We start from the raw sequence: 12712 nt of genomic DNA, 5'->3' as shown, positions 1-12712 counted from the left end.
GGCGTCAAGTCCTGCGCAGGTAGTGGCGGCTGAGGAAGTGCGGGTCGAGCCCACCCGCGTCGGCGCGGGGCGCGGCGCGTGGGGTGTCGGCGAGCACGGTGACGTCGATGCGGCCGATGCGCAGCGACGGAGGCGCGGGCGCGGCTGGTGTCATCGCGGGCGGTCGGGCGCTGGCCATCGGCGCGCGGGCCGAGGGGCTGGCGAGGGTGGGGCGCGTGACCGCCGGCACGGTCGCCACGGAATCGGGCCGGTCACCGGGCACGCCCAGCGCGGCCTCGGGCACGGCCTGCGCCGCCGTCGTGGCCGCATGGCGCAGCGGCCCCGCTGCGGCCCGAGCCGGCGCGGTGGCGGGTGCGATCGCGGGCCCTGGCGGGGCGGTGTCGCTCAGCCCGTCGCGCGCGGCGGGCGAGGCCGCCCATGGTGCGGCGGCTGGTGTCGCGGCGGGCGCGGCGTCGTACCCGGCCGCTTCGTCCAAGGGGCCCGCTGGTGGCACCGGTGCCACTGGTTCGAATGGGTCTCCAGAAGGGGCGCCCCGGGCCTCACGCCTCCACCTGTAGCGATCCTCGGTTGGTCTGTCTGCTTCACTTTGGCTATCTCGTACATGGTTGGAAGACTGGGGTCCCGTGAGCGACCACGACGTATCCACACCCTTCGGTGACGGAATTCCCCGCGAGAACGACTTCGGTGACGACGCTTCCTGGACGATGAATTGCGACTCGTGTTGCTCGCTCGCCTTCTCTGTTTCGACTGACGGGAGAGCTTGCCTCTGGCTTGCTCGTGTGGCGGGTCCGTCACCCGGCGCGCCACCCTTCGGCGCCCGGGAGCCGGTCGAAGGCCCCGTCCGCGCAGCCGCTTCCGGCTGACGGACAGGCGCCCTGGGCGATGGCGAACCACCACCCTCCTTCTGGAGACGGAACACGGTCAACGCGGCCGGGTCGGCGGGCTCGTCGGCCTCGACCGGTGCATCGTCGACGGCGGCGCGGCGCAGCCATGTGGCGCCGCCGGGCAGGGGCCGGCGTGCGTCGCGGATGGTGTCGGAGAACAGGCCCATGGCGCGCTGGCGGCTGCGGGTCAGACGGGCTCGACGGCGGTGTCGAGCAGCGCCAGGTAGGCGTGGCGGCGCGTGCGCGGCAGCCTCAGGATGTCGGCCTCGCTCCAGTGGTAGTGCGAGGCCAGCGTGTGCACCTGGTGCAGCAGGTCGTCGAGCCCGGTGCCCAGGCGCTCGTAGGGGTCGGTCGCGACCGCGTTCACCTGGCCGCAGACGGGGCAGGGCGCGCTGAGGGTCGTGACGACACCGGGGGCGACCGCATCCAGCGCGGCCTCGACCGCTTCGCGCAGGCCGGGCGACGAGGGGTCGGCACGCAGGCGCGGGTCGGTGCCGTCCAGCCACAGGCGCTGAAGCAGGCGGGTTTCGAGGGCCGCGAGGTCGTCGTCGTCATCGCCATCGCCATCGCTTTCGTCACCCGTATGGGCGCGGGCCAGCCAGGCCTGGTCGGCCCCGGTGGGCAGCCGCGCCTGCCAGGCGAGGCCTTGGTGCATGCCGCTGGCCTGCGGGAACGACGATGGCGCGGGGGCGACCGGCAGCGCGAGCAGGTCGAGTTCGAGGTCGAAGCGCTCGCCGCAGGCGGCGCAGGTCGCAACCAGCCAGCGCGTCGAGGCGCCGCACAGGCACTGCAGCTCGCGCATCAGAAACTGCCGGTCGGCCACGCACAGCGCGTCGACCCGCTCGCTGCTGGCGGGTGCATCGCCGAGCGTGGCGAGCGTGGCGCACAGCGCGCGCGTCACGGCCACCGGCAGCGAGGGCGCACCGACCACCGCCTCGCCCAGCGCCAGTTCGACCGCCCCGTCGAGCGGGCGAAACGCATAGGCGCGCGTGCGTGCCCCGCCCTCGACGAGGCCGCCGGGCAGGAGACCTTCGCTGCGGAGCATGGGCATGGGGCTCTTAGGTCTCGAGCGGCTCGGCGACGCTCGCGTCGCGCTGCCAACCCTCGTGCTGCAGCGTCATCGTCTGGATGCCCACCGTGTTGGTGGTGCCCGCGTCCAGGTCCGGCAGCGCCTGGTAGTCCGAGACCCAGGCGCGGAAGATCTTGTACGAGAGCGCCACCTTGCCCTGCAGGTTGAGCACGTTGATGACGATGTCCTTGCGGAAGTTCTTCAACGACATCGCGGCGTCGCCGGTGATGTTGTTGACCAGCGCGGCCCAGTTCTCGAACACCGGGTCGTGCGACAGGCCTTGCTCGAGCGTGATCGGCTCATACGTCGTCGCGCCGGGCAGGATGCGCTCGCTGCTCGGGTCGCCGGCGGTGCGCCACTTGATGGGCTCGGTCTTGCGCTTGAGCGCGCTCATCTTCTTCAGGCCCGCCACCGGCTTGCCGTCGATGAGGACCTGGAATTTGAAGGTGCGGTAGGGGTCGTAGCGATGCGTGTTCACCGGAAACAACGGGGCGGCCATGGGGCTCTCCTCGGCAAGCGGGCTTCTCAGGGGTTACTGCTGTCCGACCTTCTGCTGGATGCGCACGATGACGAACTCGGCCGGCTTCAGCGGCGCGAAGGCCACCAGCACGATCACCATGCCGCGGTCGATGTCGTCCTGGGTCATCGTCTGGCCCAGGCCGCAGCGCACGAAGTAGGCGTCGTTGGCCATCTCGCCCTGGAAGGCGCCTGCGCGGAACAGGCCGTTCATGAACGAGTCGATGTTGGTGCGCAGCGACGACCACAGCCGGTGGTCGTTGGGCTCGAAGACCGCCCACTGGATGCCGCCGTAGATCGACTCTTCGATGAAGATCGCGGTGCGCCGCACCGGCACGTAGCGCCACTCGGGGTTGGCGCGGGTCGACCGCGTGCGCGTGCCCCAGACGACCGGCCCGAAGCCCGGCATGCGGCGCAGCGCGTTCACGCCTTGCGGGTTGAGGTAGTCCTGCTCCTCGTTGGCCACCTGGAACGCCAGGCCCGAGACGCCGAGCAGCGGAAACTCGATGCCCGCTGGCGCCTTCCACACGCCGCGCCGCGAGTCGGTCTTGGCCCACAGGCCGGCGGTCATCGATGCTGGCGAGACCATCACCGAGCGTGGGGCGGCGGGGTTCGAGTCGGGGCTGTAGAAGGGGTTGGCCACCAGCGTCCACGGGTAGTAGGTGACCGCGTAGGTCGAGGTGGGCAGGCCCAGGCCCTGCACGGTCGATTCGTTGTCGAGCAACAGGGCCGGCGGCAGGTCGAACACCAGCATGCGGTTGCGGGTGGTCTCGCAGTGCGCCACGGCCTGGTTCAGGATCGACTGGCCGGTGCCGCCGTCCCAGGTCTGGCCGGGCAGCAGCAGGATGTTGATGTCGCGGATCTTCACCAGCGGCGGGAACGCGTCCTGGTACTCGTTGGCGCCCGGCGCGTTGCCGTCGACGCCGGCGGTGGTCATCGTCACCTCGGTCACGCCGCCCGCGGCGCCTTCCAGATGCGCGCGCAGCGCCGCCTCCTGGCCGGCGGGCACGGTGACCTGCACCAGCTTCGAGCTGGCGTTGATCGTGGCCTGCATCGACGTGGGCTGGCCCGTCTCGGGCACCACCTCTTGCGGCGGCTCGAGCGCGACGAAGGCGCTGCCGGTGCCTTCGCCCACCGAGGCGAGGAAGATGTTGTTGCCGTGGTCGTCCTGCTTCATCGCCAGGCGCAGCACCAGTGCGTTGGCCCAGCGCCCCGGGTTGGCCGCGGTGACGGTGAGCAGCAGGCCGCCGTCGTTGATGGTGCCGCTGGCGGCGCTGGCGCCAAGGGCCAGGCGCACGATGTAGGCAGCCGTGCCGCCGTTCATGAAGAAGGCGTTGACGCCGTGGCCCATCGGGTCACCCAGCGGCGCGGCGGCGCCGGCGACCACGGTGGTGTCGGTCTGCAGGCCGCCGAAGGTGCGCTCGTAGGCGTCCCAGTTGTTGATCAGCGTGGGGGTGTTCAGCGGCCCCTGGCGGCAGTAGCCCATGAAGCAGGCGGTCGATGTGCCGACGCCTTCGATGGGGCGGTTGCCGCTGGGCAGTTCCTCGACGTAGACGCCGGGGTGCAGGTAGCTGGGCATGGGGAACCTCGGTCGGTGGCGGGTCGGGGTCAGGCCGTCGCGTCGCGGCCGACCAGCACCTGGATCGTCGCGGTGCCGTCGGCCAGCGCGTTGCTGAACTTCAGCGTCTTCACGTCCAGCCCGAACAGGCTGGTGACGCCGCGCCCGAACAACTGCGGGCCATGCAGCGTCAGCTCGTCGGAGTCGGTGGTGCCGTCGCTCGCCTTGTAGGTGATGTCGTCGCCATACACGCTGGACTGGATCGCCAGCACGATGATCTGGGCCGATTCGCCGGGTTGAACCTGAACCTCGGTGTCGGTGGCGCCGGCGGGGATGGCCACCGACACCACGTCGTAGGCCTCGACGTCTTCAGTGCGGTTGATGCTCCACGTCGGTCCGCCGGCCACGGCGATGGCCATGGTCATCTTCAGCTGCGTCATGTGTCACCCCTGTCGTGAATCGCCGTTGCCGGCCCGTGCCTGACTGGTACCGCCGACACGCCATGCCATCCACAAAAACCAAATGCGCAGGTGCGTGTCGGTCGGGCCGTGCCACGTTGGCCCGCAGGGTTCTTCCTGGCATCCTCAACATTGATGACGACCTGGCCAGGCAGCATGACCCACGTCAACCATCAGCAGCGGCGATCGGATACGCGCGAACGGCGAGGTCACCAACTAACGATCCACGCTGTTGACAGGGGCTTTCGCTGGGCGCCAGAAAGCCATGCCGGGAACAGTGCCGTTAGGGCCACGGGTCAGGCTCGGTGAAACCACCGTTCAGCGCTCGCCTTCGCGGCCACATACTGCGAGGGTGAAATCGCTTTCAAATCATCGGGTCGGTGGCCCGGGTAGCCGGCGTGGCCCGGGTGGACGACGCCGGCGGGCAGGGGCCGCCGCGCAGCGCCTGAAGCTGCTGGGGGTCATGCTGATGGTCACAGCCCATGCCGCGGTGCCGGCGCAAGACACGCCGATCGAAGTGCGCGGCAGCCAGATCGTTGGGCCGGCGCAGCAAGACCAGGGCGAGCCGGACTGGATGGCGCGCCTGAACAACTGGAAGCGGGATGTGGCCTCGGCACGGCCTGCGTGGCTCGAAGCCATGCAGGCCTGGCGCAGCGCGCAACGCCAGCGGTTGGGTTACGACGGCGCCGAGTACCAGCGCCTCGAATTGCAGTGGACGCAGCGCAGCTTCGTGCAGCCGCAGGCGATGGTCGAAGACCGCTACCTCTACGACCCCGAGCTTCGCCGCTACACCGTCGATCGGTACCTGGACGACCTCGACCGCCGCTACGGCGGCATCGACAGCGTCTTGATCTGGCCGGTCTACCCCAACATCGGCATCGACAACCGCAACCAGCTCGACATGGTGCGCGACCTGCCCGGCGGGTTGCCGGCGGTGCGGCGCATGGTCGACGACTTTCACCGTCGCGGCGTGCGCGTGTTCTTCCCGGTCATGCCGTGGGACACGGCGACCCGCGACGAAGGCGCGCCGCTGGCCGAGGCCGCGGCGAAGCTGATCGCCGAGCTGGGGGCCGACGGCATCAACGGCGACACGATGGACGGCCTGCCGCGGGCCTATCGCGACGCGTCAGACAGCAGTGGGCGGGCCTTGGCGCTGGAGCCCGAGTTGGCGCTGCGCGACGACCGCATGCTGGCCTACAACCAGCTGAGCTGGGGCTACTGGGAGACACCGTTCGTGCCCCTGGTCAGCAAGTGGAAGTGGCTGGAGCCGCGTCACATGGTGCATGTGGCGGACCGGTGGGCCACCGACCGCCACCAGATCCTGCAGGCGGCGTTCTTCAATGGCACCGGCCTGCAGAGCTGGGAGAACGTGTGGGGCTGGTGGAACGGCATCACGCCGCGCGATGGCGAGGTGATCCGGCGCATCGGCAAGCTCTACCGCGCATGGCCCGAGCTGCTGACCAGTGCGGACTGGACGCCCCATGTGGCCACCGGGCACTACGGGGTCTACGCGAGCCGCTTCCCGTCTGCGCACGAGACGCTGTGGACGGTGGTCAACCGCAACGACTTCGCGCTCGACCAGGGCGTGTTGCGCGTGCCGCACCGGGCAGGGCAACGCTACTTCGATGCGTGGAACGGGGTGGAACTGCAGCCCCGGCCGGCGGGCGAGGGCGAGGTGGCGATCGACCTCCTGCTGGAGCCGCGTGGCTTCGGTGCGCTGCTGCAGGTGGACGAGCATGCCGATGCCGCCCACCTGCAGGCCTTTCTAGCGGGAATGCGCGCGTTGGCCGCCACGCCCTTGGCCAGCCATTCTGCGGCGTGGCAGCCGCTGCCGCAGGCCCAGGTGCCGATGGCGACGACGCCGCGGGCCCAGTTGCCGCCGCCGGGCATGGTGCGTGTGCCGGGCGGCGAGTACCTGTTCCGTGTCACCGGTGTCGAGATCGAAGGCGAGAACCGGCCCGGCCTGGACGTGCAGTACCCGTGGGAAGACGTGCCTCGACGCGAGCACCTGCGCCGCATGGTGCTGAGCGCGTTCCACATCGACAGGCACCCGGTGACGAATGCCGAGTACCAGCGTTTCGTCGCCGCAGCGTCCTACCGGCCGGCCGATGACCACCACTTCTTGCGGCATTGGGTGAACGGCGCGCCGCGCGCGGGCGACGGCCAGCGGCCGGTGACCTGGGTTTCGATCGAAGATGCCCGCGCCTATTGCCAATGGGCCGGCAAGCGCCTGCCGCACGAGTGGGAGTGGCAGTACGCCGCCCAAGGCACCGATGGCCGCCTCTACCCCTGGGGCAACACATGGCAAGCCGGGTTCGTGCCGGCGCCCGCCAACGGGCGCGAGCTGCCGCTGCCGCCGCCGGTGGGCCAGCACCCGCAAGCGGCCAGCCCGTTCGGTGTCGAAGACCTGGTGGGCCACGTGTGGCAGTGGACCGACGAATACCACGATGACCACACCCGCGCCGCGATCGTGCGCGGCGGCAGCCACTGGCAGCCGCAGGGCGCGATGTGGTACTTCCCGCAGACGCGCAAGCTGACCGAACACGGCAAGTACCTGCTGATGGCGCCCTCGAAAGACCGCGCCGGCACGCTCGGGTTTCGTTGCGTGAAGGACGCGGCGTGATCGGCCGTGGGCCGATCGGTTAACGTCGAGCCCCGTTGAACCCGGGGCCCTGTTTTGGTCGACAACAAGAGTGTGCGAGGAGCCATGTCGTTCGGCGTGCGACGCGTGGGTGCAAATTGGGCGGTTGCTTGGGCCTTGTGGCTGGCGGCCGCGTCGGCCTGCGCCGCCGATGCCGAACCGATGGACTTGAGCCAGGCGCTGGCGCGGGGCATGCAGACCTCGGGCAGCGTGCGCGGCGCGGCGCTGGACGCCGAGGCCAAGGGCCTGCGGGCCGAGGCCGTGTCCAACCTCAGCGGCCCGGCGGTCAGCCTGTCGGGCTTTGCCGGCCGCGTCTCGACCAGCTTCAACCTCGACATCTCGCGCCTGTCGGCCGCGGCCAACCCGTTGATCGCCGGGGTCGACGCGGCCACCGGGCTGGACATTCCGCCGCTGCCCAACACCGTGTCGACGACGCGCCAGTTCAACCTCAGCTCGGTCGGGTTGTCGGCCAACTGGCCGCTGTACACCGGTGGCCGGCTCGAGGCGGTGCGGGGCGTGGCCGAAGCACGCATCGGCGAGGCCCAGGCCGACCTGCAAGAAGCGCAGGACAAGGCCGCCTCGACCACCGCGCAGCGCTACTTCCAGCTTCAACTCGCGCAACTGGCCGCCAAGGTGCGCGCCGATGCCGCGGCCGGCATCGCCGAGCACCAGCGCCAGGCGGCACGGCTGGAGAGCACGGGCTTGATATCCACCGCCGACCGGCTGAAGGCCGACGTGGCACTGGACGGCGCCAGGCGCGACCTGGCCAAGGCGCGCAGCGATGTCGAGATCGCCGGCGTGGCGCTGCGCCGGCAGGTGGGCGCCGAGGCGGATGTTCGCCCGACCACGCCGCTGTTCGTGCACACGGGCTCGGTCGGCAGCCTGCAGAGTTTCATCGAGCTGGGCATGGCGCACCACCCGGCGTGGCGCAAGCTGGCCAGCAAGCGCGACCAGGCCGACCAGGCGATCAAGCTGCAGGGCAGCGAGTTTTCACCGGTGGTGTTCGGCGTGGGCAACTACAACCTGAACCGCAGCGACGACAAGCTGGTGCAGCCGAACTGGTATGTCGGCCTGTTCGTCAGCATCCCGCTGGTCGGGCATGTGGACCACGGCAAGTCGGCGCTGGCCGCCAAGCTGGACAGGCAACGGGTCGACGAAACGGCAGAGCAGGCCAAGCGCGACATCCCGACGCTGATCGAGAACCAGTGGCGCACGATGGAAAACGCCCGGGCGCAGGTGTTGTCGATGGACTCGACCTTGAAGCTGGCGCGCGAAAACCTGCGCCTGCAGACGGTCGCCTTTTCGCAGCAGCAGGGCACCACGCTCGACGTGACCGACGCCCGGCTGAACCTGGCCAAGAGCGAGACCGAGCGCGCGCAGGCCGCCTACGACTATGTGCTGGCGCTGGCGCGCCTGCTCGAAGCCTGTGGCCAACCCGAGCGCCTGCCCGACTACGCCCGCAGCGCCGACATCACCTTCACGCTGGAATGAACGGCCATGGCTGAACGCAAGAAAGCATCCATCGCCAAGACCTTGGGCCTCGTCGTGGTCGGCGTGGGCGTCGCCGGTTTCGTGGCCTGGGGGTTAAGCAAGGCCTTCGCGCCACGTGTGCTGCCGCTGCAGGGGCAGATCGAGGCGCAAGAGGTCAACGTCTCGTCGAAAGTGCCGGGGCGGGTGGGGCAGGTGCACGTGCGCATCGGCCAGGCGGTGAAGGCGGGTGAGCTGTTGTTCGAGCTGGACAGCCCCGAGGTCGCTGCCAAGATCACCCAGGCCAAGTCGGCACAAGCGGCGGCGCAGGCCGTGTCCGCCAAGGCGCAGGCCGGCGCGCGGCCGGAAGAGGTGGAGATGGCGCGCCTGTCGTGGGAACGCGCGCAGACCGCCGCGCGCATCTCCCGCACCACCTTCGACCGCGTCGACGCGATGTTCAAAGAGGGCGTGCTGGCGCGCCAGAAGCGTGACGAGGCGGAGGCGCAATGGCAGGCCGCCGACCAGCAAGCCAACGCCGCCAAGGCGCAGTACGAGATGGCCAAACACGGTGCGCGCGCTGAAGACAAACGCGCGGCCGAGGCGCAGGCGCTGCAGGTGGGCGGCGTGGTGCAAGAGGCCGAGGTCGCGCAGGCCGAGACGAAGATCAAGGCGCCGATCGCCGGCGAGGTGGCCAAGGTGCAGATCCAGCCGGGCGAGCTGGCGCCGCAGGGCTTTCCGGTCGTCACGCTGGTCAACCTGGCCGACACCTGGGCGGTGCTGCAGGTGCGCGAAGACGAGATGAGCGCCTTCACGATGGGCAGCGCCCACAACGGCCAGGTGCCGGCGCTGAAGACCGAGCTGGTCTTCAAGGTCAGCTCGATCGCGGTGCTGCCCGATTTCGCCACCTGGCGCGCGGCGCGCCCGGGCGGCACCGACCTGCGCACCTTCGAGATCCGCCTGCGGCCGGCGCAGGTGCCGCCCGGCCTGCGGCCCGGCATGAGCGTGGTCTTCGCGCCGCAGTGATCGTGGCCGGCGACACCCGCGCAGGGCCCGGCGGCTTGGCCGCGGTGGTGGCGCGCGAGTGGCGGCGCCTGCGCGCCGACCTGTGGGATCTCGGCATGCTGAGCTGGATCCCGCTGCTGCTGTGTGGCCTGACCTGGTGGATCTTCAGCGCCGGCGTGGCGCGCGACCTGCCGATCGTCGTGATCGACCGCGATGGCTCCAGCCTGTCGCGCTCGCTGATGCGCATGCTGGACGAGTCGCCTGGTATTCGCGTGGCGGCGCAGGTGGCGACAGAAGGCGAGGCGCAGCGCCTGCTGCGTGAGCGCGAGGCGTTTGGCATCGTGCTGATCCCGTCTGGCCTGCAGCGCGAGCTGGGCAACGGCCGCAGCGCTTCTGTGCAGTGGTTCTACAACGGCCAGTTTTCGGCCCATGTGGGTGGCCTGAGCCGCGATGTGCGCACGGTCGTGGCCACGCTGTCGGCGGGCGCCGAGCTGACCGGGCGTGAAAAGCGCGGTGCGTCGGTCAAGCAGGCGACCGTGGCCTACGAGCCGATCCGCATCCGGCTGGTGACGCTGTTCAACGAGAACGCGAACTACGAATCGTTCCTGGCGCTGGCGGTGATCCCGTCGCTGTTGCAGGCTTTTGTCGCCCTGGCAGCCATCACCGCGATCGGCCGCGAGCTGAAAGCCGGCACGGTGCCGCAGTGGCTGGCGGCGGCCGGCGGGCGCTGGGGCCCGGCGCTGGCCGGCAAGCTGGCCATTCCGGCCGCTGCGTTTGCGGTGCAGGCGCTGCTGTACCTGGTGTTCTTCACCGCGGTGCGGGGCTGGGCGATCGAGGGCAGCGCGGGCATGGTGGTGGCCGGGCTGGCGCTGCTGATCGCAGCCTACCTGGGGCTGGGCACCTTGATGATCGCGGCGACCTTGAACCTGCGGCTGGCGCTGTCGGTGGCGGCGTTCGTCACCGCGCCGGCCTTCGCGTTCTCGGGCCAGGGCTTTCCGCTGGTGGCGATGCCGGCGGCCGCGCGGGCCTGGGCCGAGGCCTTGCCGCTGACGCACTACCTGCAGCTGCAAAGCCGGCATTGGCTGGCCGGCGCGCCGGCGGGCTATGGCGTGAACGACGCGCTGGTGCTGGCGGGCTTTGCGGGGGTGTCGCTGGTGCTGGGGTTTCTGCTGCTGAGCCGCCGGGCCGAGGCGCCAGCGGCGTGGGGCCGCACATGAAGGCGCTGCGCGAACTGGCCCGGGCGTTCGTGGCCACCTGGCGGGCGATGTTGTCTGACAGCGCGGCGCTGACGCTGTTGTTCGCCGGCGGCATCGTCTACTCGTTCTTCTACCCGCTGCCGTATGCAAAAGAGAGCGTGCAGCGGGTGCCGGTGGCGGTGGTCGACCAGGACCACAGCGCGCTGTCGCGCCAGATCACCCGCTATGCCTCGGCGCACCCGTCGATCAGCGTGATCGCGGTCACGCCCGACCTTCGCGACGCGCAAGACCTGATCTGGCGCAACGAGGCGGCGGGCATGCTGTTCATCCCGGCCGGGCTGCAAAGCAAGGTGGCGGCCGGCCGCGCGGCCGAGGTCGAGGTGGCTGGCAACGGCGTCTACATGATGCTGAACAAGGCCGCGCTGAACGGCTTCGCCCAGGCCGTGGGCACGGTGTCGGCCGGGATCGAGATCAAGCGCCTGTCGGCCACGACGCCGTCGGGCGCGCAGGCCCAGGCGCAGCGCTCGCCGCTGGGCCTGAACCCGGTCGCGCTGTTCAATGTGCGTGAAGGCTACGGCGCCTATGTGGTGCCGGCGGCGGCGGTGCTGATCATCCAGCAGACGCTGCTGCTGGCGGTGACGCTGATGTTCGGCACCTGGGCCGAGCGGGGCCACTTTCCGGTCCGGCGCAGCGCGGCGGGCTACGCCGGCATGTTGTGCGCCATCGCCTGCGTGCCGCTGATCAACAGCCTGTACTACTTCGGCTTCGTCTTCTGGTGGCAGGACTACCCGCGCGGCGGCAACTTCGGCGGGCTGCTGACGTTCACGCTGCTGTTCGCCTTCACGGTGGCGGCCTACGCGATCATGGTCGGCAACCTGTTCCGCTCGCGTGAGCGCAGCGCGCAGCTGCTGCTGTGCACCGCGATGCCGGTGATGTTTCTCTCGGGCGTCACCTGGCCGGTCGAGGCCTTGCCGCCGGCGCTGCAGGCCTTGCGCTGGCTGGTCCCGTCGACGCCCGGCATCCAGGGCCTTGTGGCGTTGAACCAACTGGGCGCCGACCTGGGCGAGGTGGCGGTGGAGGCCGCGGGCCTGGGTGGGCTGCTGGTGGCCAGCGTCGGGCTCGGCCTGTGGCGCTGGCGGCGCGTGGCCCGCGCCGAGGCTCACCGCCAGCGGCGCGCGGCCAGCCCTCCGGCGGCCAGGCCGGCGGCGAACAAGGCATAGGTCAGCGCCCGGCCACGCTGCGACAGCCGGTGCGCGTCGCCCGGCGCCGAGTGCGCGGGCACGAGCGCCAGGTCGGCCACCGCCGCCAGCGCCGCGACACCGGCCGCGCCGGCCATCAACCCGGCGGGCGAGGGCGGCGGCTGGCGCCGGCACACCGCCTCGTCATAGACAGCGGCCCAGAACACCGAGCTGCCGGCGTGCACCGCGGCACCGAGCGCGGTGTGCCGCGGGTGAGCGGTGTCCAGCCGCAGGGCTCGGCCGGGGCGCAACCGGTGGCTCACGGCGTTGAACGGGGCCGCGGCGCTGCCGGCCTCGGCGTGGCCGCGCAGGGCCAGTGCGGCCATCGACAGCAGGCTGGCCATCGCGCCCAGCGGCAAGATGCTGCCGGCGCGGTGGCGCAGGCGTTGGCGAAGGCTGGTCATCGGCGGAACTCCAGGATCGATGGGCGGCTTGACAGGCATGCCGGCGGTGGAGCAAAGCGTGTGCCGCCCCAGCCGGCCCCGCCCACGCCGGGGGCTGCCCGCAACGGCATCGTGTGTAAAGAAGTTCGCCACGGCTGGCGGCGCCCCGCCGCGTATGCGCCATTCATCAGCAACCGACACGCGTGACCAAGCGCCAGCGCGCCCGGTCGGCCCTGGGAAATCTGTCGTTCGCAGACGAAGCCATGCCGCGGCCGCGCTCGCCGCGCTGCCACGCCGTTG

At 70.8% G+C, this 12712-nt stretch carries 11 protein-coding genes; 5 read left to right on the top strand and 6 right to left on the bottom strand.

The genetic code is table 11. The annotated features are described in order from the left end of the window. Nucleotides 1-4 precede the first annotated feature (4 nt). The 5 genes from ACE3SG_RS26170 to ACE3SG_RS26150 all read right to left on the bottom strand — a co-directional run bounded on the left by ACE3SG_RS26170 (nucleotide 5) and on the right by ACE3SG_RS26150 (nucleotide 4467). A complete protein-coding gene (locus tag ACE3SG_RS26170) occupies nucleotides 5-475 on the bottom strand; it encodes a hypothetical protein (protein WP_374569187.1) in 471 nt (156 codons plus the stop codon). A gap of 596 nt (nucleotides 476-1071) precedes the next feature. Beyond that, nucleotides 1072-1935, bottom strand: a complete 864-nt coding sequence (locus tag ACE3SG_RS26165) for a hypothetical protein (protein WP_374569186.1) — start codon at nucleotides 1933-1935, stop codon at nucleotides 1072-1074. Nucleotides 1936-1942: 7 nt separating this feature from the next. After that, nucleotides 1943-2452 carry a phage tail protein gene (locus ACE3SG_RS26160; protein WP_374569185.1) on the bottom strand — a complete coding sequence of 170 codons (510 nt, stop codon included), beginning with the start codon at nucleotides 2450-2452 and terminating at the stop codon, nucleotides 1943-1945. Between the two features lie 33 nt (nucleotides 2453-2485). After that, nucleotides 2486-4048, bottom strand: coding sequence for a phage tail sheath family protein (locus ACE3SG_RS26155; protein WP_374569184.1), 1563 nt, complete (start codon nucleotides 4046-4048; stop codon nucleotides 2486-2488). Nucleotides 4049-4077: 29 nt separating this feature from the next. Beyond that, nucleotides 4078-4467 carry a hypothetical protein gene (locus ACE3SG_RS26150; protein WP_374569183.1) on the bottom strand — a complete coding sequence of 130 codons (390 nt, stop codon included), beginning with the start codon at nucleotides 4465-4467 and terminating at the stop codon, nucleotides 4078-4080. 481 nt (nucleotides 4468-4948) lie between these two features. Between ACE3SG_RS26150 and ACE3SG_RS26145 the strand changes: the two genes are divergently transcribed. From ACE3SG_RS26145 to ACE3SG_RS26125, 5 genes are all read left to right on the top strand, one after another. Beyond that, entirely contained in the window at nucleotides 4949-7108 is a 2160-nt protein-coding gene (locus ACE3SG_RS26145; RefSeq protein ID WP_374569182.1) for a formylglycine-generating enzyme family protein, read from the top strand. Nucleotides 7109-7288: 180 nt separating this feature from the next. Continuing rightward, entirely contained in the window at nucleotides 7289-8617 is a 1329-nt protein-coding gene (locus ACE3SG_RS26140; RefSeq protein ID WP_374569181.1) for a TolC family protein, read from the top strand. A 6-nt stretch (nucleotides 8618-8623) separates the two neighbouring features. Continuing rightward, nucleotides 8624-9616 (top strand): HlyD family secretion protein, encoded by a 993-nt coding sequence (locus ACE3SG_RS26135; RefSeq protein ID WP_374569180.1) that lies wholly within the window; start codon nucleotides 8624-8626, stop codon nucleotides 9614-9616. Between the two features lie 2 nt (nucleotides 9617-9618). Further along, nucleotides 9619-10812, top strand: coding sequence for an ABC transporter permease (locus tag ACE3SG_RS26130; RefSeq protein ID WP_374569179.1), 1194 nt, complete (start codon nucleotides 9619-9621; stop codon nucleotides 10810-10812). Next, entirely contained in the window at nucleotides 10809-12011 is a 1203-nt protein-coding gene (locus ACE3SG_RS26125; protein WP_374569178.1) for an ABC transporter permease, read from the top strand. Before ACE3SG_RS26130 ends, ACE3SG_RS26125 begins: the two co-directional genes overlap by 4 nt. Here the strand turns inward: ACE3SG_RS26125 and ACE3SG_RS26120 are convergent. Then, on the bottom strand, nucleotides 11951-12433 hold the full coding sequence (locus ACE3SG_RS26120) for a hypothetical protein (RefSeq protein WP_374569177.1): 483 nt from the start codon (nucleotides 12431-12433) through the stop codon (nucleotides 11951-11953). The genes ACE3SG_RS26125 and ACE3SG_RS26120 overlap by 61 nt on opposite strands. Nucleotides 12434-12712 lie beyond the last annotated feature (279 nt).

It is taken from the genome of Ideonella sp., from assembly GCF_041914305.1.
In the GTDB taxonomy this organism is placed as follows: domain Bacteria; phylum Pseudomonadota; class Gammaproteobacteria; order Burkholderiales; family Burkholderiaceae_C; genus Ideonella.
This window is presented reverse-complemented; position numbering and strand designations above follow the sequence as displayed.